This is a genomic window from Paenibacillus apis (genome assembly GCF_018333295.1).
In the GTDB taxonomy this organism is placed as follows: domain Bacteria; phylum Bacillota; class Bacilli; order Paenibacillales; family Paenibacillaceae; genus Fontibacillus; species Fontibacillus antibioticophila.
This window is the reverse complement of sequence record NZ_BORS01000005.1, coordinates 90,346-117,242: the sequence shown is the minus strand read 5'-3', so window position 1 is coordinate 117,242 and position 26,897 is coordinate 90,346. Positions and strand designations below refer to the sequence as shown.

Here is a 26,897-nt window from a genome sequence, read left to right as displayed (position 1 = left end):
CCTGGCATTCTGATGAATCATCAGAGGGTCAGGGCTTTTTTGCATTAATTAGTTCAGATAGGAGTGTATTGATGTGAGTAAGACCGATAAGTTTGATATTGCTCATGAGGCATTTATGAAGCTGCATGCGGCACGACGAACTGGAGAGAGAAGGGGACGCTTGCTAAGGGGGAACAGGCATGCAGAGACCATGTTTCTTCGCAATGTCTGGTGGCCGCTATACAATAACTTTGACCAGCTTCATCCAGAGTATGAAATCATAGATTGGCGCGGGCGTCCATATTACGGAGATTTTGCATTTTTAGGTGGACAGCTCAGGTTGCTCATTGAGATCAAAGGGTTCGGGGCACATGTTCATGAAATGGACCGTCAAGGTTATTCGAAGGAATTAAACCGGGAGCTTTATTTACAGACATTGGGCTACCGGGTAGCCTCCTTTGCTTACGATGATGTGGAGCGTAGGCCGGAACTGTGCAGGAATTTACTGGACTCCCTATTACAGCGATACCGGGCAAGCGAACAGCCTGTCAGTTGGGATCAACTCGCAGAGAATGAGATTATTCGTCTTGCCATGAAGACATCCCGACCGTTCTCACCCAAGCAGGCAGCGATTCATATGCAGATGAACTATCGAACTGTGCTAAGAATCGTGCGCTCTCTTTGTGGAAAAGGCTGGCTACGCCCAGTGATTACAGGGGAAGGAAAAAGAATCCGTTATTACGAGCTAATCCCGGGCAAAAGGGGAGAGCAATGGTGATAGATAAGGGGGAAGGGAAACTTCTAATTGCTCAATTGGATAATTGCAGCCAATACAACTAAAACGCAGCTTTGGGGAATAGATTGGAGTATTAGTTGTAGCGAGTACAACTATCTGTCTAATATAAGGACTGCAGGAATGAATATGATGGATATAAGTGTACATTTAGCAATTATAAGCAACTCGGCCGCATTAACATGCAGAAATAGCTGTACTGCATACATCAATATGGAATATCAACATCAATATGATAGACATGCTGCCGCCCTCTGCGATTTTACTTTACCCAATCCCCTACCATTTTCCATGAAATTTGCTTTTTTTCGTAACTTTTCCGTTCTATTGTAGTCTATTAATTGTATACTAGATTCCGGGGAACTGAACTGAGAGTTCTCTGAGATAGACTGCATATGATGGGAGAGTAGCGCACAAAAATGGTAGCACACAAGAAGCACGACGGTAAGATGACGAAGAAAATAGCGCGTTTGGCGGCGGTGCACGGTAAGAAGCTGGTGCTGGTGTCTTTGGCAGGAATGATCTGGATTCAGCCTTTCTCAGTGCTGGAGTCTTTCACAGGAACAACATCGACAGCGTATGCGGCGGATAGTCAGACCGTACAGCTCAGCAGCGAGATGATTACTTCTGGTGCGAAGCTGGTTAAATATCAATACACAACAACCCGCTCCGGCAAATCGGTCAAGGTACTGGCTGATGTGGTCGAGGTGGATCTGAGCAATCCTTATGTCCAATTAGACGTAATGACCGGCAAAAATGGCCAGGTGACTACTCGGCAGTCCGTAGAGGGGATGGCCCAAGAGACAGGGGCAGTTGCCGGTATCAATGGCGACTTCTTTGCAACCAGCGGGCAAGGTGTTGCGATGGGAGCAGCAGTCTCCCAAGGAGTGCTTGTCACGAGTCCCGCACAATTGACAGGGATGTTTGCCTTTGCGGTGAAGAGCGATAATACGCCGATGATTGATCAATTCAGCTTTAATGGATCTGTGATTACTGAAGATGGCTCAGTATTCCCGCTAACCGGGATGAATCAGGAGTCCTATCGAACAGAGCCGGATAATGGATACAGCCACGTTAATAACATGTTTATTTATACTAGTGACTGGAAATCCGAGGAAAGACCGAAGGCAAGCGGAACGACCCCAACGGAGGTATTGGTTCAGGGCGGAGTCATTCAGCAAATAAGCTATAAATCTGCCATTCCTGGCACAGTGCCGGCGGATGGGTATATTTTGCGCGCCCATGGGTTGGCAGCGGACTTCATTGCATCCCATATGCAGATCGGACAGCGGGTAGATACGAATTACCGACTTGTCTCTCGGAGCAGTGGAATTGAATATAACCCTTCAGATCTGAAGATGGTTATCGGAGGACATACCTTGCTGGTGGACCAAGGCGCTGCCTCTTCCTTCACCCGCTCAACGAACTCGATCAGCGGGAGCAGTGCAGTAGCTCGTACGGCTGTGGGCTACTCAAAGGATGGAACGAAGGTTTATCTTATTACGGCAGAGAAAAATTCTGCAAGCAGTGGCTTAACGTTGGCTGAATTGCAGAAATTCATGACATCCATCGGCGTTTGGAAAGGAATGAACCTCGATGGCGGCGGATCAACGACATTGGTTACCCGTCCTCTGGCGGAGAATACCGCACAATTGACCTTCACCACCTCGAATGGCTCCGCAGGACAGCGCGCCGTTGTGAATGGGTTGGGGGTTTATTCCACTGCGCCTGTCGGGACCTTGCAGGGGCTGAAGGTAAGCGGCAGCAAGACACTGCTTATTGGGCAGACGGTTCCTTATACGTTGAAAGGCTACGATAATTACTACAACCCGATTGATACTTCAGGCATCCAAGCGACCTGGAGCGCCAGCAACAGCAATGTAAGCTGGACGGGGGACGGCTTCAAGGGAGTGAAGGCAGGAACGGCTAAAATTACAGCTGCCAGCGGGTCCGCAACAAGCAGTATGGATGTGACTGTGCTTGGAGGAACAGACCTTGACACACTCACTCCTGTTACTACTTATGCACCGTTAGAAGCGGGAACAAGCGTCTCCGTACCGGTTACAGCGAAGCTGAAGAGCGGAAGTACGGTCAATATTCCGGATGAGTCGCTGAAATGGACATTCAGCGGCATGAAAGCCGCAGTGCAAAATGGTGTCTTGACGATACAGTCCATTAATAATGGAGCCAAGGTGGCCTATGCGACGCCAAGCTATGACGGCTTTAGCGGAACGCCGATCGTGTTCTCGGTATCTGCAGAACAAGTATGGGAGACCTTTGAAAATATTAGTTACCCTGTTAGCTTTACCGGATTGCCGGCAGAGGCGACAGGTAAAGTATCGGTTGTTCAAGGTACTGGGGAACGTGAAAAATCGAAGGTCCTTCAACTGGATTATGATCTTACCTTAGGTACCGGCAACAAGTTTGCTTATGCCCAACTGAACGGTACGACAGGCAGAACGATACCGGAGGGAGCGACCTCTATGTCGGTAGATGTGCTAGGCGATGCCAGCCTGAACTGGCTGCGGGCAGAGTTTGAGGACGCCGATGGAAAGGCGGTTTATGCCGACTTGATTCGTCCGCTTGACTTCACAGGCTGGAGAACGCTAACGGCTGATTTAACAGCAAGCGCATTGAAGCACCCGGTCAAGCTGAAGCGCTTGTACGTTGTGAATCTGGAGGATGGCCAGGATGAACGGGCTCTTACGGGCAGCATATCCTTTGATAACATTCGCTTTACTGCACCCGTCACGGGCGGAGATACTGGACTGCCAAGCGCAACGGCTGTAATGGTGGCCGGATCGAAGACGATGACGGTTGACGGGAAAAAAGTAACGATGGATGCTGTTCCTCTCATTAAGGATGGAGTCACCTATGTGCCGATTCGATATGTAGTAGATGCTTTTGGCGGACAGGCAACCTGGACAGCCGCTTCGAAGAAAATCACGGTCACACGGGGATTAACAGTATTGGAGCTGACTGTAGGCAAGAAGGAATTTTTGCTGAATGGCGCTGCCAAACAAGGAACAGTAACACCGTTAATCACAAATGGAAGGACTTTAGTCCCATTGCGCATGGTTTCCGAGCAGCTTGGTATTACCGTAAATTGGGAACAGAAAACCAAGTCTATCACACTGCAATCATGATATGATAGTTCTTAGTGCACGGACACTTAAGCATGGGAATGGAGAAGGATGAAGTGGCAGAGTACCAAGCTGATGCAATTGACCGCGTCATTAAAAATGCTGTTGGCGTCATGGAAAACAGCAAGCTGCAGATCCTTGAAATTCTGGAGGCAGCCAGAAGCGAGCTGAATACGCTCAATAATGAGCTGCAGCAGGTGATCAAGGAAACCGCTGAGACGGTTGAGAAGGTTGATCAACTTGAGATAAATTTTAGAAGGTCCCGGATCCGGCTGACAGAAGTCAGCCGGGATTTTGTGCGCTATAAGGAAGAGGACATCAAGCAAGCCTATGAGAGAGCAACCCAGCTTCAATTGGATCTGATGATCTATCGGGAGAAGGAAATGTATCTTAAAGCCAGACGGGATGAATTGCAGAAGCGGGCAAAAAATGTCGAGAAGTCCGTTGAACGTGCGGAAACGGTGAGCTCGCAAATGGCAGTAGTTCTGGAGTACTTATCTGGAGAGCTTGGTCAGGTCAGTCGGATTCTTGAGTCGGCCAAAAACCGCCAAATGATTGGATTGAAGATTATTCTGGCGCAAGAGGAAGAACGTAAACGGATCTCGAGAGAGATTCACGATGGTCCTGCCCAACTGCTGGCAAATCTAGTTCTTAGGACGGAAATTGTCGAAAGAATGATCTCCAAGCAGGATTTCAAGCTGGTGCAAGACGAAATAATAGACTTAAAGAGCCAAGTACGCTCAAGTCTGGAAGAAATGCGTAAGGTGATCTTTAATTTGCGTCCGATGGCGCTGGATGACCTCGGATTAATTCCGACACTCCGAAAGTATGTCCATGACTTTGAGGAAAAGACTAAAATTCGTACGACCTTTGAGACCCGAGGCAAAGAGCATCGCATGTCCTCTCCGATGGAGGCGGCTATTTTCAGGCTGGTTCAGGAGGCCCTAAACAATGCCGCAAAGCACGCATTTCCCACGTTTGTCGGTGTGGATATCAACTATCAGGGCGAGATGCTTCGCATTGTCATACAAGACAACGGTCTTGGCTTCAAAGTGGATCAACTGGAGGAGCGGAACAAGGGACACACGCACTTTGGGCTTATCGGAATGAGGGAACGGGTAGAGCTGCTTGAGGGTAGAATGGATATCGAATCAACAGCGAACGAAGGGACCAAGATCATTATTCACATTCCGACAAAGACAGAAAAAAGAAGGGAGTAACCGGAATGGACAACCTTATTACTGAAGGCAAGTACAAAATCAGGGTTCTTCTAGCGGATGACCATCAGCTGTTCAGAGAAGGTCTGAAACGGATTTTGAATATGGAGGAGGATATTGAGGTCGTAGGTGAATGTGGAGACGGCACCCAGGTGCTTGAGTTCTGCCAAGTGCAGCCCCCTGAGATTGTATTAATGGATATCAACATGCCATTATTGAACGGGGTGGATGCTACCGCTGAGCTTCGCGAGCTGCATCCCGACATTAAGGTGATCATCTTATCGATTCATGATGACGAGAGCTATGTATTTGAGACCCTTAGAAAAGGTGCAACAGGTTATTTGCTCAAGGATATGGAGGCCGAATCATTAATTAATGCGATTCGCACGGTGGCAGAGGGCAACGCCTTTATTCATCCGAAGGTAACAGGTAAATTGATTCAGCAGCTTCGCCGAATGGAGTATTTAAGCGAAACGGGTGCGATTGCCGAGGATAATAGAATCCGTGAGGCTGGCGTCAAATTCGTACCGAGCGAAGACAATCCGCTTACTCGCCGGGAAGCCGAGGTATTACGATTGATGGCCGAGGGGCGCAGTAACAAAATGATTGGCGAGCATTTGTTTATCAGTGAGAAGACTGTGAAGAACCATGTTAGCAGTATTTTACAGAAGATGGATGTGGACGATCGTACGCAAGCGGTAATCAATGCCATTAAATTTGGCTGGGTAACCCTGTAGGATTGTATGGAATAGATTGAATTTATGTAAAAGTTGAGCTGATTGAATGCTCGATGGTATACATACAGATTCTGAAGCTCTTGACCATGAACCGACCTGCCGACTGCGGCATATATTGTCGCTATAGAGGATTTGTTTAGTGTGCTGCACTGCAGTAATCTCTGAACAGCCCTTTTAAAGGAGGGGTGTCCATGTTCACCTACATGAGCTGGATTGTGGTCGGTTATGGACTTGCCGCATTGTTGGTACATCTTTTGCATAGACGTTTTCTTCGGAGGACACAAAAGGATGTCTTGGAAACGCATTATATCCTGGTGACTCGTAATCACGAGCTTCAATTGGAATGGTATATCCGGGCACTATCCTGGTATGCGAGAATTCGTGGAGAATGTATCCGTGTTACGGTGTTGGATCAGGCCTCGGAGGATGACACACTTGCGATTCTTAGGCGGCTTTATCATGAGTCGGGAATTCGCTTAAATGTCATCGATATGTCTGATACGGCTGACAAAGTACTCAACAAGAGTCCAGAATCTGCGGACAGGGAGAACAGAGTGCACGTTGATCTGCGCGTGCCGCAGGAGGCGGCTAAAATCCCTTATGTCCATTCCCGAATATAACGAAATAATTAAAATAGCTACATGCAGGACGTGAAGCACACTCTTGAGCAGTTCAATGCTGAGAGTGTGCCTTTTTGTGTCTATTCTGAAACTTTCCTGTATAGCCCAATAAATTAAATTAAAAAATCCCATTTTGATATATATGTCATGTAATATTGTGGTATATTATGGATTATAATGACTTAAGAACTAGAATATAGTTGAAAGGTGGTAGAAAAGATAATAAGCGAATGTAGGTGTTGGGAGGACAGGATTAGGACATAAGCCGGAAAAACATTAGCTAGAATGCTGAGAAACAGGAGTCAGGCAGAATAGAGCTTTCTTATTCTAGTAGCTAGACTAGTAAACAAACTGAGGAGGGAATTTATGAGAGTCAGCTTGTATGTGGTCAGAATCAAGGCGGGATGGGAGATGGAAATTAGTCTGGACTTGGGAGTTGACGTCCTGTGGTGGACAGAGAAGGGGCACATGCAGCAATACAGCTCAATCGGCAGGAGGAAGGGTTCGGGTAATAACAAAGGGTATAGGGGAGGGCTGACTAACCGGATTATTCTGTTGTCAGAGTCGATGCCCTTAGGATGGGCTGTGCGGCTTCGCGATCGCTTTAAGCCGTCCGTAATGTATGACAGATGGGCATTTAAACAGTGGAAGGAATACATAGTTAAGGAATTGCATGCCGAGCTTGCTATGGAGCAAAGGTTAGGTCATAGGGAAGCAAGTAGCACGTTGTTAGAAAAGATGATACATATTCAAGAAATAGAGGCCAGCAAAGCGCGGAGGGAGGAAGACAAGAAGGAAAGGGGAGGGGCAGGCAGAAATCATTGGGCAGCGCTGGAGGAGCAGGCGTCGCGCCTGGCAGACGCGCTGACCGGTCGGTCGCTGCTGGAAGGCGAGCTCCAGCAGCTTCTTGCGGAGCGCATGCCGGATCTGGCACCGGCATGGCGCTCCGCGCTGCAGCACGCATACCTGCAAGGGCGCGTGCTGCTCGGCCCGGGCGTCGCGCAAGCTGGCGACGCCCACGGCCGGCCCCGCCGCCTGCTCCGGCGGGGCAAGGGCCTCCGCTGCCGGCGTTGCGGCAGCGGGGTGAATCGCCGCACGCCCTGCGGGTCGTGCGGCCTTAGCGGCTGCGCCTACTGCGAGGCCTGCCTCGCAATGGGGCGCAGCCGCTCTTGTGCGCTGCTGCTGCGCGGCAGCAGCGCCTGGTCGCCGCGGGCGCCCGAAGGGCCCGCGGCGGCGGGAAGCCCCACCGGGTCCATGCTGGACCGATGGGGGCTAAGCCCGGCGCAGCGCGTTGCGGCGTCCGCCGCGCTGCATTCCCTGGCACAGCACCAGCGGCGCTTTCTGCTGTGGGCCGTTACCGGAGCAGGCAAGACGGAGATGATTTTCCCTCTGCTTCAATATACACTGGCTCGCGGAGGAAAGGCTCTAGTAGCAACACCCCGACGGGATGTAGTACTGGAATTGGCTCCGAGAATGGCCAAGGCTTTCCCGGAGACGCAGCCGGTGGTGTTATACGGAGGAAGTCCGAACCGCTGGGGGGAAGGCAAGCTCTATCTGGCCACGACTCATCAGCTTATGCGGTTTCATCAGGCCTTTGATTTGGTTGTTATTGATGAGCTGGACGCTTTTCCGTATCATAACGACCCTATGCTGGCTTATGCGGCAGAGGCAAGCTGCAAGCTGGAAGGGAGCTTTATTTATCTCTCGGCAACTCCACCTGCCGGGCTACAGCGGGAAGCCCGATCCGGACATTTGCCTTACGCCAGAGTGCCTGTTCGTTATCATCGCTACCCGCTCCCGGTTCCAGGGCGCATCTCTATGCGGCCGGTTAATCATTGCCTGACTAAGCAGGCAATCCCTTCTGCTTTGGCAGGAAAAATGCGGAGCTCGCTGGAACGTGGAGCCCAGGTGTTTTGCTTTGTGTCCAGAATCCGGCATATTGCTCCTTTAGTGCTGCTGCTGCAGAGTTGTTTTCCGGATTATCCGATCGGCGGCACCTCCTCGCAAGATGCGGAGAGAGGCAGCAAGGTGGAGGAATTTCGTGCTTCCAGGATTCGTCTATTGGTAACAACTACGATACTGGAAAGAGGAGTCACCATACCTAAAAGTGACGTATACATATTAGATGCACATAGTGAACTGTTCGATGAAGCCTCACTGGTCCAGATGGCCGGCCGGGCGGGCCGTTCCCAGGGGGACCCCGAGGGAAAGGTGCTCTTCGCTTCTCCGGAGTGGACCCAATCACAGCGCGGGGCGATTCGCCAGATTCGCACCATGAACAAAATTGCCCTTAAGCAAGGATATCTGATTCGGGAGGGGGCGTAGTCATATGTCGAATGCTTCAAATAAGAACGTGCACCCATCGAATAATTATAGACAAGCTCTTTTTAAAAACGGCGGTCTCCATAAATTTTCCAATCTGTATACGTATCAGCACCCTTCCAGCTACGACGCTTCAAAACAGAGCGAACCGCTTATGACTGAATCTGCCCCTGGACAGAAGGAATCTGAGGACCATCTGGATCAACAAGTCTCGATCCATGAATATTCGCGAGTACCTTATACTTATATAGATTGGGGTTCGGCCCTCGAATCTGCTCTAATCCCGTTACATAAATTATTGGCTCCGCCCGCATATCCTTGTCTTGCCTGCGGCAAGATCATTTCTGACAGTGCCAAGGGATACCCGGAGATTTGCAGTGCTTGTTATAGTTCAATTCCCTGGATCCGTCACATTAAATGCAGCATTTGCGGAAGAGCTGCAGGCTGCCCGGATTGCACGCGGGAGACGCTGGAGCCCAGACATTTTGTGCTCAATCGCAGTGTTGTCTCCTATACTCCGCTGATGCGGGACTGGTTAGCTCGTTTTAAATTCAGAGGAGATGAAGCGCTTGGAGGGATCCTCGCTCGAATGGTAGGTGACGGCATGAAACGGCTGGAGTGTGAATTAAGGTTGAGCTGCAGCCGAAAAAAAACGTCATTCTTTGATATCGTGACGTATGTGCCTATAAGCAGTGAACGGATGTTGGAACGGGGGTTTAATCAAGCAAGGCTTCTGGCCGTCGAAGCTGCCAGGGTTGGGCGGGTTCCTCTGCTTGAACTGCTTCAGCGTTCCCGGCACACGGACAAGCAGAGCAGTAAAAGCCGCAAACAGCGGATACAGGACCTGTACGGTATTTTCATTCCATCAGATGACGCTGAGGAGCAGGTAAAATCGTTAAGGGTGAATGTCCTTCGCAAAAAAGAGTTAAAGATACTGCTTATTGACGATGTATACACTACAGGGAGCACCGTGGATGCTTGCGCACACGCTTTGCAGGAGTTGTTCATGACAACAGATGTTAAGACTGAAATCTATAGTCTAACATGGGCCCGCTCCTGAGAGAGGTTTAAGAAATAATAGGCATGGACGAAAATGTATAAATCATGTAATCTATCAGCAATAGATGTAATTGAAAGGACGAGCATCGTATGGATATGAATTTGGGAAATTGTCCACGCTGTGGAAAGCTGTTTGCCAAAAACTTCAGAGATATTTGCCCTGCATGTTCAAAGGATATAGAGCGGGAATATGAGCTTTGCCTGGAATATTTGCGCGCGGAGAAGACGGCGACGATTCAGGAGGTTTCAGAAGCGACGGGGGTTTCGATCAAGCAGATTACCAAGTTTATCCGAGAGGGCCGTATTTCAATTGCCAACAATCCGAATATGATGTATCCTTGCGAGGTTTGCGGGGTTCTGATTCGGGAGGGCAATATGTGCGACTCCTGCCGGTCAAGATTAGCGCGTGATTTATCTGCAGTTGCAAAAGAAGAGGAGTCTTCCAGGGGCTCGAATGACAACCGGGGTGGAGGAGCATACGGAGTTGTCGACAAATTCCGTGGGCCTTCACGCTAAAAAACGAGCTATCTTGGCATAATATTCATGAACATCCAATGCTTCGCTATTAAATATGATTCATTACACGCCGATAAACTTAGTAAAGATTATCGGCGTTTTTATTTTGGAAGAAAGGGTGAACCCCATGAAAATTAATGAGACCGGACGGCTGGGAGCCATAAATAGTTATCAACGCCATATTGAGTCGCAGCGCAAAGATATGGAAAACAAGACTCGCCGAAAGGATGAGGTGTCCATTTCGAGCGAAGCGATGGAGCTGTTGAAGGCACAAGAAGGAGTTCAAGGAGCCGAACGAAGTTCGCGGATTGAGGAACTGAAGACATTGGTATCTACGGGTACTTATCAGGTGGAGACCAGCAAGCTCGTTGACAAGCTTCTGCCTTACTTCAAGTCATCTACAGATAATTAGGAGGCTGCAATGGCGATCTGGCAATTAATTGACTCGCTTAATGAGCTTAACGAAGCTCATCAGAACATGTTGACATTAGGAGAAGCAAAACGTACCGCAATTGTGGCCAACGACATTGATACACTGATCGGAATCATGAATCAGGAATCCCGGTTAGTGAAGAAGATCTCTGCATTGGATGAGCAACGACTTGCAGCGTGCCAGGTTTTTCTTCAGGAAAAAGGCATTAAATCGCTGCTTAATCTGAACCTAACGGAACTGACAAGACTTGTGTTCGATCCAGAAGAGAAGGTAGCGCTGAAGCAAGCTCAATCCGGGTTGTCATGGACGTTGGAAGAGTTAAAGCGCATTAATGATTTGAACCAACAGTTAATAGAGCAATCATTGGCCTTCGTGGATTACTCATTAAATTTGCTAGGGAACAACGGGGAGCAGGAAGCAACATACCAGAATCCCGCATCAAAAAATGCAACGCAACAAAAAACGGGATTTTTCGATGCACGGGCTTAACATGGAGGAGGGGAATTATGGCATCTACATTTCATTCGATTGAAACGGCAAAACGCAGTATACTTACTCAAACCGCGGCGTTAAATACAACAGGTCATAACGTGGCAAATGCCAATACACAGGGCTACTCACGACAGGTTGTGAATATGAAGGCTTCTTTGTCGATGGAGGCCTACGGCGTGAATCGCTCGATTTCTCCTGGTCAGCTGGGGACAGGGGTTGAATTTGACTCGATTACACGGATTCGCAATGTTTTTTTGGACGGGCAGTTCCGTGGGGAAAACAGCAGCAACGGCAGATGGACTATTCAGGCGGAGAATCTGTCCAAGCTGGAAGGTATTATGAATGAGCCCTCTGATTCCGGACTCAGGGCCGTGCTGGACAAGTTCTGGCAGGCATGGTCTGATCTAAGCAAGGATCCGGAGAATTCGACGGCCCGCAAGATCGTGCTGGAGACCGGTGTGGCGATGACAGATGCTATTAATTATATGAATCGACAGTTGGATAATCTGTCAGCTGATTTGACAACAAGCATAGGAATGAAGGATCAGGAAGCGATCGGCTATTTAAGCTCTATTGCAGACCTGAACGCTTCCATTGCAAGGCTGGAGGGACTTGGTGACGATGCTAACGATCTCCGGGATCAACGCGATCTGCTCACAGACAAGCTGTCCAAAATTGTGAATATTACAGTTACTGAAGAAGAGACAGGTTACAACATTATGATGGGCACTACCCCGCTTCTGCAGGGAAATGCGGTGCAGGTGCAACAAGCGCCGGCTGGGGATCCTTCCGCGTCCTTCCTGATGCAAGGCTATGCGGCAGGGACTTTGCAGGGCGGTGAAGCTTATGGCATTATCTATTCCCGTGACAGTTATGTTGTGGACAGCAAGGCTCAATTGAACAATCTGGTAAATACAATTATGAATGGCCGGATTGAGAATATACCTATTCCTGCAGGCTCTATGCTGCCAGAAGGCACTGTCGTAAAACAGGATACAACTGTAACCGTTAATGGTGCAGATCAGCTTGTTACGGCCGGAAGCCCTCTGCCGGCTAATAGCGTTTTGAAGAGCGCGACCACAATTGATGTGAATGGATTTAATGGCCTGCATCAGCTTGGTTTTACTTTGAATGGAACCACGGATCGCGGTTTGCCGTTCTTTGTGGGAACAGATGCAGGCAGTTTGAGGATTAACCCGGCTATTCTTAGCAATTCTAATCTGCTTGCGACCTCACTTCGTACGGAGGGAGCGGGGACTGGCGCGGTAGTTAAGGGAAATAACACCTTGGCATTGCTTATGTCTAGCTTGAATGAAGCCAAGTTCACAGCTGCTGATGGAACACAATCGACAGTAAATTCGCAGTATGCAGCGATGGTGGGAATACTCGGTGTCAAGGCGGAAGAAGCTCAGCGGCAGGCCGAGAACTCAGACATATTAGTGACACAGGTTGAGTCACACCGTCAGTCCATTAGCGGGGTCTCTCTGGATGAAGAACTCTCTAACATGATGAAATTCCAGCATGCCTATACATCTGCTGCGCGTTTCATGACCACCTTCGATCAGTTGCTGGATAAATTAATTAACTCTACTGGTATAGTAGGTAGATAAGGAGAGTGAAATAGATGATTCGTGTAACCTCCAATATGCTGAATAATCAAATGCTGCTTAACTTGAATCGCAATGGCGTGAATTTAAATAAATTACAGACCCAGCTAGCTACAGGCCGCAAAATTAACAAGCCTTCGGATGACCCTGTCGGCATTACGTACTCTATGCGCTATCGGGCGGAGCTGTCCTCGAATGAGCAGTATCAGAAGAACGTGGATAGCGCCCAATCCTGGCTTGAGGCTACGGACACAGCAATTGATCAAGTAGGGAGCATACTGCACCGCGTGAAGGAATTAACCGTTCAGGCATCTAACTCAACGAATCCAGACTCTGCACTGGATAGCATCAATACGGAGATCAAGCAGCTCAAGGAGCAATTGCTGGATATCGGAAACAGTAAAATAAATGGGAAATATATTTTTAATGGTCAGACCTATGACAAGAAGCCATACGACTTTCCTAAAGGAGCAGATAATTTATCCGATACCTCCGCTGCAGGAGATCTGGCAACAGATGCAAGCGAGATTAATTATTTTATTGGAGACAACATTCAATTAAGCGTGAATGTTACTGGTAATGATATCTTCGGTAGTCCCGCTGATGCGGACGGCGATCATATCTTTACGATGCTGGATAGACTCAGTGTGGCGCTTGAAGCAAGTGACTTTGATACTATTTCTGATCAGTTAGATCTCATCAATACGAGACTGGACAAGGTGTTAACTGCCGGATCGCAAGTGGGAGCAAAAACGAATCGAGTCGAGCTGATGCAAAGCAGGCTAACTGATCTTGAAGTTAACCTGAACGATATGCAGGCAAGTGTTGAGGATGTAGACTATGAGAAGGCTATTTTAAATGCAAAGATTCAAGAAAGCATCTATAATGCCTCCTTATCTACCGGAGCCAAAATAATCTCTAACTCATTAGCTGATTTCCTGAGGTAGGCGGTGAAGGTTCTATGATCCCTCAACTTCAAATTCGCCAGCAACCTGCGCTGTTGTCCATTGAATCTACGAACGCTTCGCTATCAATACACCAACAGCGACCTGACTTTAGTATTGAAACCCGAAGAGCCGACCTGCATATAGAACAACCCAGACCTGCAATGGAGATCGATCAGCACGAAGCGTGGCGCGCCTATACAGGCGGTCATCCGTTGGAGATGAATCAGCAGATTTATTCCAACCTGCCCAGCCTGTTCCTGCAAGGTCTGGCAAAAAGGGTAGAGCAAGGCAATCAACTGGCACAGTTCCATCAGCCCGGCGGTTCTATTGCAGAGGTATATGGAGGAGATTGGAAGCGGGATCCCTTCGTTGAATATCGTGCGCCTGCCTCCTATGATAATGTGGATATACATGTACAGCGCAATAACCCCGTCATACAGGCTCAGGCGAATCCGCCACAGATTAGTGCGCAGGCTTATATACCGGATATTAATTACCATCCAGGGAAGCTTGATGTTCAAGTGAAGCAGTATGCCTCAGTAGAGATCATCCCTCCTGAACTGGATGTAGTGGTATAATAGATTATCACATGTGTGAAAGATAGCTATAGCGGTTTGCAGTCCGGCTATAGCTATTTCTATTTCAATACAAGTTCAAGCGATGGAGTTGATTACGATGGAAATTGAAACAGCGCAATTTGGAAGAATAGGTATAGCGGATTCGCAAATTTATAGTTTTCCAAAAGGAATTCCCGGATTCGAAGAACACGACCGGTTCGCGATTATTGACATAGAAGGCACCCCTTTTTCATACTTGCAGTCTTTAGTCCAGCGTGAGATATCACTTCTGATTACCGATCCTTTTGTGTTCTATAAAGATTATGAATTTGAATTGCCCGTCTCGGTGATTGAAGAACTAGAACTGGGTACAGAGATTCAGATTCGCAATATTGTCACCCTGCAGGGTGAGATGCAGCAATCCACCCTGAATTTGCTTGCGCCGCTGGTCTTCAATACAGCAAGCAACGTAGCCAGACAAGTCATTCTGCATGACAGTCCCTACACCTCGCGTCATTTGTTGTGGGGGAGTTCTGCGCCGGAGAAGGGGGCCGAATAATATGCTTGTACTATCTCGCAGAAAAGGTGAGTCTATCGTTATTCAGGATAACATCGAGATAACCATCCTGGGTATTGAGGGGGACAATGTTCGCATAGGCATTAAAGCCCCTAGACAAGTCGAAGTGTTCCGCAAAGAAATTTATTTGTCGATCCAGGAGTTGAACAGACAATCTATCGCACATGGACAGGCGGATATTGCGAAGCTGATGGAGAGATTTAGTCAGTCCTCTGAATCTTGATTGTTTTTTAGGGGAAATAGTCCATTTGCTCTAAATTTCCGAATTATTCATGTCGATATATGTATAAGACGCTATTTCGGAGGGGCGGCCGACCTTAACGAAAGCAAGCGGGACCACAAGGATGTGGAATAAATTTATTTCAAGGAGGAAATTTTCAATGATTATCAACCACAACATTGCTGCACTGAATACTCACCGTCAACTGGGCGCTAATACTGGCGCATCTTCCAAGAACCTGGAGAAATTGTCTTCCGGTCTTCGCATCAACCGCGCTGGTGACGATGCTGCCGGCTTGGCTATTTCCGAGAAAATGCGTGGACAAATCCGCGGTTTGGATATGGCTCAGAAGAACGCTCAAGACGGTATTTCCTTGATTCAAACCGCTGAAGGCGCATTGACTGAAACACACAGCATTCTTCAACGTATGCGTGAATTGGCAGTTCAAGCTTCTTCCGATACCAACGAAGGCGTTGACCGTCAAAAGCTTCAATCCGAAGTTGACGAATTGTCCAAAGAAATCAAGCGTATTTCTACAGACACGGAGTTCAATAACCAAAAGGTGCTGAATGGCGACTTTAACGACAAAGTATTCCATATCGGTGCTAACTCCGGTCAAAGCATTAGATTGTCCATTGGGGATATGAGTAATACTGAACTTGGTGTTAATGGTTACAAAGCTGAAGTATCCAAAGGAGCAGATGAAGATGCTACTACTCACTATGGATTAAGTTTTAGTAGCTACGAAACAGCAGAGTTCACTATTGAAACAGATGCAGCTGCAACGGGTACAACTCATACTGGTGTTGAAGAAACAACGGCTACTTATGATAAAGATACTAAAACGTTTACGTTGAAGTTGAGACAAGATGCAGGTGCTGATGGTGTTGTCAATACTACTAAAGATGAAATATTGAGCGCTTTGCAAAAAGCAGTTTCTAAAGCTGGTGCAGATATTACTATTACCAAAGATGCTGATAACACTACGGCAGAGGCGATTACAGCAACAGCAGGAAATATTACAATTAACGATGCAGATCCAACAGTTACTGATGATGCTGCAGGTCTTCGTATAGCAACTCAATCTTCTGCTGACAAGGCAATCACTACAATCAACAATGCTTTGAACGCAGTTTCCGAAGAACGCTCTAAGTTGGGTGCGAACCAAAACCGTTTGGAACACACCATCAACAACCTGGGTGCTACTTCCGAGAACCTGACAGCTGCTGAATCCCGTATCCGTGATGTGGATATGGCGAAAGAAATGATGTCCTTCACGAAGAACAACATTTTGACTCAAGCTGCCCAAGCGATGTTGGCACAAGCTAACCAACAGCCACAAGGCGTACTGCAATTGCTTCGTTAAGAAATGGTATCTAATCGTTAACGTGCCGTGACAAGAGTTACAGCAACTTGTCACGGCAAACAACCACAAGGATGTGGAATAATTTAATTTCAGGGAGGAAATTTACAATGATTATCAACCACAACATTGCTGCACTGAATACTCACCGTCAACTGGGCGCTAATACTGGCGCATCTTCCAAGAACCTTGAGAAATTGTCTTCCGGTCTTCGTATCAACCGTGCTGGTGACGATGCTGCCGGCTTGGCGATTTCCGAGAAAATGCGTGGACAAATTCGCGGTTTGGATATGGCTCAGAAGAACGCTCAAGACGGTATTTCCTTGATTCAAACCGCTGAAGGCGCGTTGACTGAAACGCACAGCATTCTTCAACGCATGCGTGAGCTGGCAGTTCAAGCTTCTTCCGATACCAACGAAGGCGTTGACCGTCAAAAGCTTCAATCCGAAGTTGACGAATTGTCCAAAGAAATCAAGCGTATTTCTACAGACACGGAGTTCAATAACCAAAAGGTGCTGAATGGGGACTTTAACGATAAAGTATTCCATATCGGTGCTAACTCCGGTCAAAGCATTAGATTGTCCATTGGGGATATGAGTAATACTGAACTTGGTGTTAATGGATTTTATAACAAGACAACTTCTGGAGGCTTTGAAGGAGTCAACAGAACTAGCGCAGATATTACTGTGACTGTAAACATGGGAGCTGCAAATACTGAAAAAACTACAGTTGATGCATCTAATCCTAATGCGATTATTGTCACCTTAGCTTCTGAAGATGGTACGGCAACTACAGCTAAGAACTCTGATTTGTTAGATGCTTTGAAATCTGCCGGTCTGGACGTGAAATTTGCAACTGGAACTTCTGGTGAAGCTGCAGCAGCAGCAGGAACTATTACTTTTGCAGCTGCAAGCGCAGCAAGTGATGAAGTAGGTGTTAACATCTCTTCTCAAGTAACGGCTGATGCTGCAATCACTACAATCAACAATGCACTGAACAAAGTTTCCGAAGAACGCTCTAAGCTGGGTGCGAACCAAAACCGTTTGGAACACACCATTAATAACCTGGGGGCTACTTCCGAGAACCTGACAGCTGCTGAATCCCGTATCCGCGATGTCGATATGGCGAAAGAAATGATGTCCTTCACGAAGAACAACATTTTGACTCAAGCTGCTCAAGCGATGTTGGCACAAGCTAACCAACAGCCACAAGGCGTACTGCAATTGCTTCGTTAAGAAATGGTATCTAATCGTTAACGTGCCGTGACAAAGAGTTACAGCAAGTTTGTCACGGCAAACAACCACAAGGATGTGGAATAATTTAATTTCAGGGAGGAAATTTACAATGATTATCAACCACAATATTGCTGCACTGAATACTCACCGTCAACTGGGCGCTAACACTGGCGCATCTTCCAAGAACCTGGAGAAATTGTCTTCCGGTCTTCGCATCAACCGTGCTGGTGACGATGCTGCCGGCTTGGCTATTTCCGAGAAAATGCGTGGACAAATCCGCGGCTTGGACATGGCTCAAAAGAACGCTCAAGACGGTATTTCCTTGATTCAAACCGCTGAAGGCGCATTGACTGAAACACACAGCATTCTTCAACGTATGCGTGAGCTGGCAGTTCAAGCTTCTTCCGATACCAACGAAGGCGTTGACCGTCAAAAGCTTCAATCCGAAGTTGACGAATTGTCCAAAGAAATCAAGCGTATTTCTACAGACACGGAGTTCAATAACCAAAAGGTGCTGAATGGCGACTTTAACGATAAAGTATTCCATATCGGTGCTAACTCCGGTCAAAGCATTAGATTGTCCATTGGGGATATGAGCAATAAGGAATTGGGCGTTAACGGATACAAATCGGAAACTACTGCGGGTGACTTCGTAGTTACAAACAGATCAAGCGCTGGCTTTGCTGTTGTTATTGAGGCAGTTGATACAACTGCAGCTGTTGCAAAAACAACTGCAGCAATTGACGATGATGGAAATGTGACTGTAACTCTTGCAAATAAACCAACAGCAGCAGATCCAGCAGTGTTTGAAAATGCTGCTACTAAAGATGATGTTCTCAAAGCATTACAAGCTGCTGGTATTGATGTGAAATTTGCTGATGGTGTGGATGGTACAGATGCTGCAGCGGCTATGGATGCTACAGCGGGTGCTATTGATGCAGGTGTTGAAAGTGATGAGCTAGGGGTTAATATCTCTACTCAAAAATCAGCAGATGCGGCAATCACTACAATCAACAACGCTTTGAACGCAGTTTCCGAAGAACGCTCTAAGTTGGGTGCGAACCAAAACCGTTTGGAACACACCATCAACAACCTGGGTGCTACTTCCGAGAACCTGACAGCTGCTGAATCCCGTATCCGTGATGTGGATATGGCGAAAGAAATGATGTCCTTCACAAAGAACAACATTCTTACTCAAGCTGCTCAAGCAATGTTGGCACAAGCAAACCAACAACCACAAGGCGTACTGCAATTGCTTCGTTAAGATCCATTTGTATTTGCCTTACAGAGATTCCGAGTTTTCGGAATCTCTTTTTTTGTGTTTTGCTAAACCAATTCACCCCATCATCCGATATAACAAATAGTAGGATCATTTGAGAGAAGGTGTAATGATGAATCTGCAAATTTCATTTTCAGGAACTCAAGGTATGAGTTCAGGGAGTTATCCTCAACCACCTAAGACTGCTATACAAGATACATTACCGCTTAGAAATGGACGAGAGCTGCAAAATGCGGAACTGCAAGGACGTTCTGTTTCTTTGGGAGAAGAGGAACTGATCCGTTCCATTGATAAGGCAGTGAAGGCGCTGCAAGGCCCGGAGACGACAGTAGAAATCAGTGTGCACGAGAAAACAAATGCAATTATGATTAAGGTTTTGAATAAGGACACCGGGGATCTGATCCGTGAAATTCCACCGGAAAAAACATTGGAAATTGTAGCGAAGATGATGGAATTTGCAGGTCTCATCATTGATGAGCGTTTATAAGGAGGATTAAGGAATGAGAGTATCTGGTTTAGCAACAGGGATGGATATTGATAGTATTGTTAAGCAGTATATGTTAACACAACGTGCCCCTCTGGATAAATTGAGTCAAAATAAGCAAATCTTAGAGTGGCGCCGGGATAACTACAAGCAAGTCAATAGCAGCCTTGTTGATTTTCGTCAGAATAAGCTAAGTGAATATCGGAAAGCAGCATCTATGAGCATGTATTCCTCAGAGGTTACAGGTGACAAAGAGGCAATAAGTGTTAGAGCAACAAATACAGCTAACTTGACACAAATGAATGTAAAGGTGAATCGTCTTGCTTCACCTGCTATGCTCAAATCAGCAAGCTTCGCAGAGGGGACAACTATTTCTTCCACATTAGGCGGACTTTCGGTGAGTGCAACACAAGAAGATGGCACCACTGCGGATCAAACCACGGCTACTGGCAACTATACGCTTAATATTTCAGGGAAATCCTATACATTCTCTGGCACTGATACGATTAAGAATGTTCTTGATAAGCTTAATGGTGATAAGGAGGCCAATGTCACAGCAACATTTGATGAAGTGTCAAGGCAGATTGTAATTAAATCGAAAACATTCGGTAGTAATGTTACAATGAGCGGCAGTCTGAACTATGGTTTGAAAAGTGTTGCCGAAGAAGAAGCAGATGTTACGATTAATGGTACGAAAGTTAAGTTTTTTGGGAATATGACGGTTATTAACGGCGTTGAAATCACTCTGCTGCAAAAGAGTGCAGAAAACGCTACTTCCAATATTACAACCAAGGCAGATGGTAAGAAAGCCATTGAGACGATTAAATCATTCATTGAGGAATATAATTCACTAATCAAAAGCCTGAATTCCAAAATTAGCGAAAAAAGATATTCAGATTATACTCCACTAACATCAGAGCAAAAGAAGGAAATGAATGAGGACGACATCAAGCTTTGGACAGAAAAGGCGCAAAGCGGGCTATTGCGTGGAGATACAATTATTAGTGAAGGACTCATGGATATGCGCAACATCCTCATTAGTTCTTCTGTCAAGCTTGATAACCGATCCATTTCTTTACCCGATATCGGAATTACAACAGGGACTTACACTGAAAACGGCAAGCTTTACTTAGATGAGGAAAAACTGCAGAAAGCTATATCAGAAGATCCTGATAAGATCATGGAGCTTTTCATAGGTTCTGCTGATGGAAGCACTCCAGGAATATTTGATAAACTTTATGATTCAACCTTAACTACATTGGGGAAAATCTCGGATAAATCAGGCACATCTAAATATAGCAGTGATATTACCCAAGCACTTAATGAAGAAAGTACAATGGGGAAGGAACTTAGAACTCTAAATACGCGCATCAGTGAATTAACCAAAAAGATGGTAACATTAGAGACAAATTACTACAATAAATTTACGGCTATGGAAACGGCAATCAACAAGCTGAACTCTCAATCTGCCAGCATCACGAATCTTTTATCACAATGAGAATAGTAACAAGGAGTGAACAATCATGATCACATCCCCTTATGAGAAATACAAGCAGTCTTCTGTACAGACATCTACGCCGGCTCAGTTGCTAATTATGCTCTATGATGGTGCAATTCGGTTTATACGTGGAGCAGTAGAAGCGATTAATGCGGAAGATATTCAGAAGAAAAATGAGCTTATTGGCAAGGCGCAAGCGATTGTGAGTGAGTTGAGAGCAACCTTGAATCATAGCTATGAGATATCTGCACAACTAGATAAGCTATACGAATATATTAATTACTTGCTTATTGAAGCCAACATTCGGAAGGATGCAGCGAAAGCAACAGAAGCGGTAGATTATCTCGTTGATCTGAGAGAAAGCTGGATTCAAGCCTCGAAGGTCGTAATCTCAGGTCAGGAGCAAGTGAATTCAAATGGATGAACTGCTAACCCGGCTAGAGGAACTGGATAAGCAAATGATTCTGAATAGGGATGAGGCTTCCTCAGAACAGTGGCTGGATTTTATGGATCATAGGCAACAACTCGTAGATATGTTGATTCAACGGGCAGAAGCAAGTCCATTAGCGCCTGAACATAGAAACCGACTCGCATCTATTCAGATGAATGAGGACAAACTGCGGCGTAGTATGGAAGCTCAAAAGACAGAGGCGGCTAACTGGCTGCAGCAACGCGGCCAAGCCAAGGCACAGCGTAATGCCTATGATGTGGTTTACGCTTCGGATAGTGTTCTTATGGATCGAAGAAGGTAAGCACGAACCTCCCTGTTTCAACTTGAGTTAAGCTGGGTAAATAAATAAAGTATCCTGTAAAATACCTGCGCATAGAATGCTTATGTCGTCCCAAACGACAAGACTCTACATTTTTCTTCCAGTAAAACCTAATCCTTGGTAATTGACACTGGAGAAGCTTGAATGGTATAGTCAGAAATGTGAGGCTTGGTTACAGGATCACACTCTTATTTGATAATGAAGGGAATGTTAGTGCATGCAAGGTAAAGTAAAATGGTTCAATGCTGAGAAGGGTTATGGCTTCATCGAAACTGAAGAAGGCGGCGACGTTTTCGTACACTTCTCCGCGATCCAGTCCGAAGGCTTCAAGACTTTGGAAGAAGGACAATCCGTTGAGTTCGAAATCGTTGAAGGCGCTCGCGGACCGCAAGCAGCTAACGTAATCAAACTGTAATCATCCGGCACAGCCGACCTACATATAACGGGTTGATGGTTAACAATTGAAGATTCGCTAGCAGATCCCCGGGGAAACCCGGGGTTTTCTCGTTTTATGCTCCTTTTCCAAATGAGGTGATTTTTCTGCGCAATATGTATTCTTGGCTTCGCTGGCTGCCGGCGGTCACACTGATGTCGCTCCTTTTCCTTTCTTCTTCGCAGTCTTACCAAGAACAGACGCTGGTACCGAATATTGAAAAAAGCACCTCAGAGCGATCAATCGCTGACTTTTTCGGCGAGCTTAGCTTTAGTTACGGCGGGCATGAGATCAGTGTGGAGAGTGTGGGCGGAGCGAGCTTTATAGAATTTTTCATCCGCAAGGCTGCTCATTTTTTCTGCTATGCGCTATTGGCTGCCCTGTTTATCTTTGCCTTGATGGGAAGCGCGCCTGCTGATAAAAAGAGGAGCTTCTCAGGAAAAAAGCTGCGCGCTCTCTTCTTTTACTCCGTTCTGTTGTCATTTCTATATGCTTGCTCAGATGAGCTGCATCAGAGTCTGACTCCGGGGCGAACGGCTCTGGTGCAAGATGTTCTGCTTGATACGTTTGGAGCAATTTGTGGAGGGTTATTCACAATATTGTTGATTCGTTGGCGAAGCAGAAAGCTGCGAGGAAAGCCTGGCTATTATATAAGTTGAACTAAATAAGCTACGTAGAAAGGGCATAAGAGTGAGGTGTGCTGTAGAAGCGTAAGCGTTCGCCTTTGTGAGAGGATTTCCACCTTATGATGGCTTAGTTCAATCTGAGAAATCCGCGAACAACAGCGATCGTAAGAACACTTCACACGTTGCCAAGAACGTAAAATTTATTAGTTCAACTTATATAGGATAGATGGCGCTACTCCAGAGTCATTGCAGCCTCCCTTTACATCCTGCTGATGATTTTTACTTTGCGTTAACAGTTGTGATATAATGAAGGTGCAAAGCAAAGGAGGAGTGCCCTATGAATTATAGTATTCGTGGACAGCAAATTGAAGTGACTGAGGCCTTGAGAGATTACGTGGACAAGAAGCTCAGCCGGCTTGACAAGTACTTTGATGCACCCCTTACCTCGGATGGTACTGTTACCTTGAGTGTCGTACGAGGCTTGCACGTGGTAGAGGTAACGATTCCTCTGACCGGCGTTATGCTCAGGGCTGAAGACCGCAGTGATGACATGTATGCATCGATGGATGCCGTCGTGGACAAGCTGGAGCGTCAGATCCGTAAGCATAAGACGAAGGTGAACCGCAAATTCCGCCAAGAAGGCAGCTTGAAGTCGTTGTTCGTTGAGAGCACGGCAGGCAATGGTCATGTTGCCACGCTGGACGAGGGCGATGAGGAGCTTGAATTGGTCCGAACCAAACGGTTCAATCTGAAGCCTATGGATGTAGAAGAGGCAATCCTGCAGATGAATATGGTCGGTCACAACTTCTTTGTTTTTACCAACATCGACAACCAGGAAGTTAACGTAGTCTATAAGCGCAATGACGGTAAATACGGCTTGATCGAGAAAGCCTGAGAGCCGCAGTGTGATCCGACGCAATCGTTAATCTCATGAATGTTGGATTATGAGTGGTAATTGTTACAATTGAAGCACAAGGAACGAGCCTTTATCCGCATGCGGATGGGGCTCTTTATTCGTATAGATGGTGGAATATTTTGGCCGCGGCTGTAAGCGTCTGTGTTGCGGCATTCGTTACAAACTGTTACAATTTAGGCAAATCATCTGTTTCTGCGTGAAAGGGGTAAACCATGCTAGGATTAGTGAAAAAGATCTTTGGCGACGTTAACGAACGTGATGTCAAACGTCTGATGAAGACGGTAGACCATATTAATAAACTGGAACCTGAATTCGAGGCCCTGTCGGACGAGCAATTGCAGGCCAAGACTGTAGAGTTTCGGGAACGCATCGAAAAGGGAGAGACGCTGGAGGAGCTGCTTCCGGAGGCATTTGCAACCGTTAGGGAGGCTTCCAAGAGAACGCTCGGCATGCGTCACTTTGATGTGCAGTTGGTCGGCGGGATGGCATTGCATGAGGGCCGGATCGCAGAGATGAAAACCGGTGAAGGTAAAACCCTGGTTGGGACCCTGCCGGTTTATTTGAATGCGCTGCTTGGAAAAGGCGTGCACGTAGTTACAGTAAACGATTATTTAGCTCAACGGGATAGCGAGCAGATGGGCCAGATATATAACTTCCTGGGCATGACCGTCGGTGTGAACCTGAACGGCATGGAACATGCTGAGAAACAGGAAGCATATGCTTGTGATATTACCTATGGAACGAATAACGAATTTGGATTCGATTACCTTCGGGACAACATGGTGCTGTACAAAGAACAAATGGTACAACGCCCGCTCTATTTCTGTATTATTGACGAAGTGGACTCCATTCTCATTGATGAAGCGCGGACACCGCTTATTATTTCCGGACAAGCTCAGAAATCGACCGAGCTGTATTATGCAGCGGACCGGTTTGTGAAGCGCCTGGAAGCGGAAGAGGATTATACTGTTGATATTAAGGTTAAGGCAGTTGCACTGACGGAAAATGGCGTAGCCAAAGCAGAGAAGGCTTTCGGTATCGACAACCTTTACGATCCTAAACATATTACACTGAACCATCACGTTGTACAGGCCCTCAAGGCAAACGTGATTATGCGTCGTGACGTCGACTATGTGGTGACTGAAGACGAAGTACTGATTGTTGACGAATTTACTGGTCGGATCATGCAGGGCCGGCGCTACAGCGATGGTCTTCACCAAGCAATTGAAGCGAAGGAAGGCATCGAGGTACAGAATGAGAGCATGACCCTGGCAACGATTACGTTCCAGAACTATTTCCGGATGTACCGCAAGCTCGCGGGAATGACCGGTACGGCCAAGACGGAAGAGGAAGAATTCAAGAAAATCTATGGTTTGGAAGTGCTGCAAGTACCGACGAACCGTCCGAACCAGCGCCAGGATATGCCGGATGTGGTCTACAAGAGTGAAGACGGCAAGTTCAAGGCCGTTGTCAACGAGATTGTGGAGCGTCATAAAAAGAACCAGCCTATACTGGTTGGTACGGTATCTATCGAGAATTCCGAGCGGGTATCTGAAATGCTGAAACGCAAAGGCGTACAGCATAAAGTCCTGAATGCCAAATATCATGCCGAAGAGGCTGAGATTATTTCCCGTGCAGGTGAGCCTGGCGCCGTGACGATTGCCACGAACATGGCAGGCCGCGGTACGGACATTTTGCTCGGCGAAGGTGTCTCCGAAGTCGGAGGCTTGCATATTATTGGTACTGAGCGCCATGAATCCCGCCGGATCGATAACCAGCTCCGCGGCCGCGCTGGCCGTCAGGGTGACCCTGGATCGACTCAATTCTATCTGTCCCTTGGCGATGAATTGATGAAGCGCTTTGGTGCGGATAATGTCTTGAATATGATGGATCGTCTTGGCTTTGAAGAGGACCAGCCGATTGAGAGCAAGATGATTACGCGTGCCGTTGAATCTGCCCAAAAGCGGGTGGAAGGGAATAACTTCGATATCCGTAAAGTCGTCCTGCAGTATGATGATGTAATGAATCAGCAACGGGAGATCATTTACAAGCAGCGCCGTGAGCTTCTTGAGTCCGAGAACATTAAGCAGATTGTTGTGGATATGCTCAAGGCTACGATTGAGCGTATTGTGGAAGCCCATACCAGCGAGGAGCTCCCGGAGGAGTGGGGGCTGGAGGATATCGCCGAGTATGTGAACAGCAAGATGCTCGATGCAGGAGCGATTACGAAGGAAGATCTGTGGAACAAAGAAGCGCCTGAAATTACGGAGTTCATCTTCGAAAAGGTGATGGCGAAGTATAATGCGCGTGAAGAGGCTCTTGGCTCCGAAATGGTTCGCGAGTTCGAGAAGGTTATTGCTCTCCGTTCTGTAGATAGCAAGTGGATGGATCACATTGATGCAATGGATCAATTGCGTCAAGGGATTCACCTTCGCTCTTATGGCGGTACAGATCCACTGCGCGAATATCAGTTCGAAGGCTACGAGATGTTCAACGAAATGGTTGCGAATATCCAGGAAGAGATCTCCATGTACATCATGAAGGCTCAAGTGGAGAGCAATCAGGAGCGTCAAGCGGTTGTTGACGAGGATAAAATCTCGACCAGTGGAGAACCAGCCGAGAAACGCCCGGTTCAACGCGGGGAGCAGATTGGCCGTAACGACCTGTGCCCTTGCGGCAGCGGTAAGAAGTACAAACACTGCCACGGTCAGAACGCATAAGCAAGAGCGGCGGGGACTCCTGTTCTCAAGCTCCGTAATAACAGCGGGGGCCGTCCGTTTGGATGGCACCCCGTTTTTCTGTGGAATGCAGCGGCTTGATGGTCGCTTGAAAAGTGCTGAAGCCTCCTGGAGTGCGAGTAAGGTTGCGACTGCAAGAGAATAATTGCAGAAACAGCACTTAACTTATGAAATAGATGGCGCACATCTATTCTAGTTGCAAAGAGTACACTTATAATCACTGAATTAAGATTAACTGGCTTGAATTTGTGTGATTGAAGTGCTGTTTTTACAACTAAACTTATAGCTTGGCCCGGTAAGACCCCGTTTAGCTGTAAATAGTCCAACTATCTATAA

Annotated in this window: 26 protein-coding genes; all 26 read left to right on the top strand. The window is 47.0% G+C overall.

Features of this window, described 5'->3' with window-relative positions; genetic code table 11:
• Positions 1-73 precede the first annotated feature (73 nt).
• The 26 genes from KI362_RS08990 (at position 74) to secA (ending at position 26,543) form a co-directional block, all read left to right on the top strand.
• A complete protein-coding gene (locus tag KI362_RS08990; RefSeq protein WP_301626583.1) occupies positions 74-757 on the top strand; it encodes a hypothetical protein in 684 nt (227 codons plus the stop codon).
• Positions 758-1,221: 464 nt separating this feature from the next.
• Complete coding sequence (locus KI362_RS08985; protein WP_301626582.1) at positions 1,222-3,918, top strand: stalk domain-containing protein; 2,697 nt, start codon at positions 1,222-1,224, stop codon at positions 3,916-3,918.
• Between the two features lie 53 nt (positions 3,919-3,971).
• On the top strand, positions 3,972-5,135 hold the full coding sequence (locus tag KI362_RS08980; protein ID WP_262362685.1) for a sensor histidine kinase: 1,164 nt from the start codon (positions 3,972-3,974) through the stop codon (positions 5,133-5,135).
• A 5-nt stretch (positions 5,136-5,140) separates the two neighbouring features.
• Entirely contained in the window at positions 5,141-5,869 is a 729-nt protein-coding gene (locus tag KI362_RS08975) for a response regulator transcription factor (protein ID WP_301626579.1), read from the top strand.
• 191 nt (positions 5,870-6,060) lie between these two features.
• Complete coding sequence (locus KI362_RS08970; protein ID WP_044481021.1) at positions 6,061-6,489, top strand: hypothetical protein; 429 nt, start codon at positions 6,061-6,063, stop codon at positions 6,487-6,489.
• 366 nt (positions 6,490-6,855) lie between these two features.
• Positions 6,856-8,814, top strand: coding sequence for a DEAD/DEAH box helicase (locus tag KI362_RS08965; RefSeq protein ID WP_301626576.1), 1,959 nt, complete (start codon positions 6,856-6,858; stop codon positions 8,812-8,814).
• Between the two features lie 4 nt (positions 8,815-8,818).
• On the top strand, positions 8,819-9,871 hold the full coding sequence (locus KI362_RS08960; RefSeq protein WP_301626573.1) for a ComF family protein: 1,053 nt from the start codon (positions 8,819-8,821) through the stop codon (positions 9,869-9,871).
• A 95-nt stretch (positions 9,872-9,966) separates the two neighbouring features.
• Positions 9,967-10,386 (top strand): TIGR03826 family flagellar region protein, encoded by a 420-nt coding sequence (locus KI362_RS08955; RefSeq protein WP_044481609.1) that lies wholly within the window; start codon positions 9,967-9,969, stop codon positions 10,384-10,386.
• 127 nt (positions 10,387-10,513) lie between these two features.
• Positions 10,514-10,798 (top strand): flagellar biosynthesis anti-sigma factor FlgM, encoded by a 285-nt coding sequence (gene flgM / locus KI362_RS08950; RefSeq protein ID WP_212937680.1) that lies wholly within the window; start codon positions 10,514-10,516, stop codon positions 10,796-10,798.
• Positions 10,799-10,807: 9 nt separating this feature from the next.
• Entirely contained in the window at positions 10,808-11,308 is a 501-nt protein-coding gene (locus KI362_RS08945) for a flagellar protein FlgN (RefSeq protein WP_301626571.1), read from the top strand.
• A gap of 17 nt (positions 11,309-11,325) precedes the next feature.
• Positions 11,326-12,921: a flagellar hook-associated protein FlgK gene (gene flgK / locus KI362_RS08940; RefSeq protein ID WP_301626569.1), complete on the top strand. Its 1,596-nt coding sequence runs from the start codon at positions 11,326-11,328 to the stop codon at positions 12,919-12,921.
• 14 nt (positions 12,922-12,935) lie between these two features.
• Positions 12,936-13,865 (top strand): flagellar hook-associated protein FlgL, encoded by a 930-nt coding sequence (gene flgL / locus KI362_RS08935; protein ID WP_044481015.1) that lies wholly within the window; start codon positions 12,936-12,938, stop codon positions 13,863-13,865.
• A gap of 14 nt (positions 13,866-13,879) precedes the next feature.
• On the top strand, positions 13,880-14,443 hold the full coding sequence (locus tag KI362_RS08930) for a DUF6470 family protein (protein ID WP_044481013.1): 564 nt from the start codon (positions 13,880-13,882) through the stop codon (positions 14,441-14,443).
• Between the two features lie 97 nt (positions 14,444-14,540).
• On the top strand, positions 14,541-14,981 hold the full coding sequence (gene fliW, locus KI362_RS08925; protein WP_044481012.1) for a flagellar assembly protein FliW: 441 nt from the start codon (positions 14,541-14,543) through the stop codon (positions 14,979-14,981).
• 1 nt (position 14,982) lies between these two features.
• A complete protein-coding gene (gene csrA / locus KI362_RS08920; protein ID WP_301626563.1) occupies positions 14,983-15,222 on the top strand; it encodes a carbon storage regulator CsrA in 240 nt (79 codons plus the stop codon).
• 157 nt (positions 15,223-15,379) lie between these two features.
• The gene (locus tag KI362_RS08915; protein ID WP_301626561.1) at positions 15,380-16,585 is read left to right on the top strand and encodes a flagellin N-terminal helical domain-containing protein; all 1,206 of its coding nucleotides are present in this window, start codon (positions 15,380-15,382) and stop codon (positions 16,583-16,585) included.
• Between the two features lie 107 nt (positions 16,586-16,692).
• Positions 16,693-17,817: a flagellin N-terminal helical domain-containing protein gene (locus KI362_RS08910; RefSeq protein ID WP_301626559.1), complete on the top strand. Its 1,125-nt coding sequence runs from the start codon at positions 16,693-16,695 to the stop codon at positions 17,815-17,817.
• 109 nt (positions 17,818-17,926) lie between these two features.
• Positions 17,927-19,081, top strand: a complete 1,155-nt coding sequence (locus KI362_RS08905; RefSeq protein ID WP_301626557.1) for a flagellin N-terminal helical domain-containing protein — start codon at positions 17,927-17,929, stop codon at positions 19,079-19,081.
• Positions 19,082-19,208: 127 nt separating this feature from the next.
• On the top strand, positions 19,209-19,583 hold the full coding sequence (locus KI362_RS08900; RefSeq protein ID WP_301626555.1) for a flagellar protein FlaG: 375 nt from the start codon (positions 19,209-19,211) through the stop codon (positions 19,581-19,583).
• A 13-nt stretch (positions 19,584-19,596) separates the two neighbouring features.
• Entirely contained in the window at positions 19,597-21,078 is a 1,482-nt protein-coding gene (fliD, locus tag KI362_RS08895; RefSeq protein ID WP_301626553.1) for a flagellar filament capping protein FliD, read from the top strand.
• Positions 21,079-21,103: 25 nt separating this feature from the next.
• Complete coding sequence (gene fliS / locus KI362_RS08890; protein ID WP_044481004.1) at positions 21,104-21,502, top strand: flagellar export chaperone FliS; 399 nt, start codon at positions 21,104-21,106, stop codon at positions 21,500-21,502.
• Positions 21,495-21,830, top strand: a complete 336-nt coding sequence (locus KI362_RS08885; protein WP_301626550.1) for a hypothetical protein — start codon at positions 21,495-21,497, stop codon at positions 21,828-21,830. The genes fliS and KI362_RS08885 overlap by 8 nt, the downstream gene beginning before the upstream one ends.
• Before the next feature lie 235 nt (positions 21,831-22,065).
• Positions 22,066-22,263: a cold-shock protein gene (locus KI362_RS08880; RefSeq protein ID WP_007132290.1), complete on the top strand. Its 198-nt coding sequence runs from the start codon at positions 22,066-22,068 to the stop codon at positions 22,261-22,263.
• Between the two features lie 134 nt (positions 22,264-22,397).
• Positions 22,398-22,940: a VanZ family protein gene (locus tag KI362_RS08875; RefSeq protein WP_301626542.1), complete on the top strand. Its 543-nt coding sequence runs from the start codon at positions 22,398-22,400 to the stop codon at positions 22,938-22,940.
• A 304-nt stretch (positions 22,941-23,244) separates the two neighbouring features.
• Positions 23,245-23,802: a ribosome hibernation-promoting factor, HPF/YfiA family gene (gene hpf / locus KI362_RS08870; RefSeq protein WP_044481000.1), complete on the top strand. Its 558-nt coding sequence runs from the start codon at positions 23,245-23,247 to the stop codon at positions 23,800-23,802.
• A 233-nt stretch (positions 23,803-24,035) separates the two neighbouring features.
• Positions 24,036-26,543 (top strand): preprotein translocase subunit SecA, encoded by a 2,508-nt coding sequence (secA, locus tag KI362_RS08865; RefSeq protein WP_044480998.1) that lies wholly within the window; start codon positions 24,036-24,038, stop codon positions 26,541-26,543.
• The last annotated feature ends 354 nt before the right edge of the window (positions 26,544-26,897 follow it).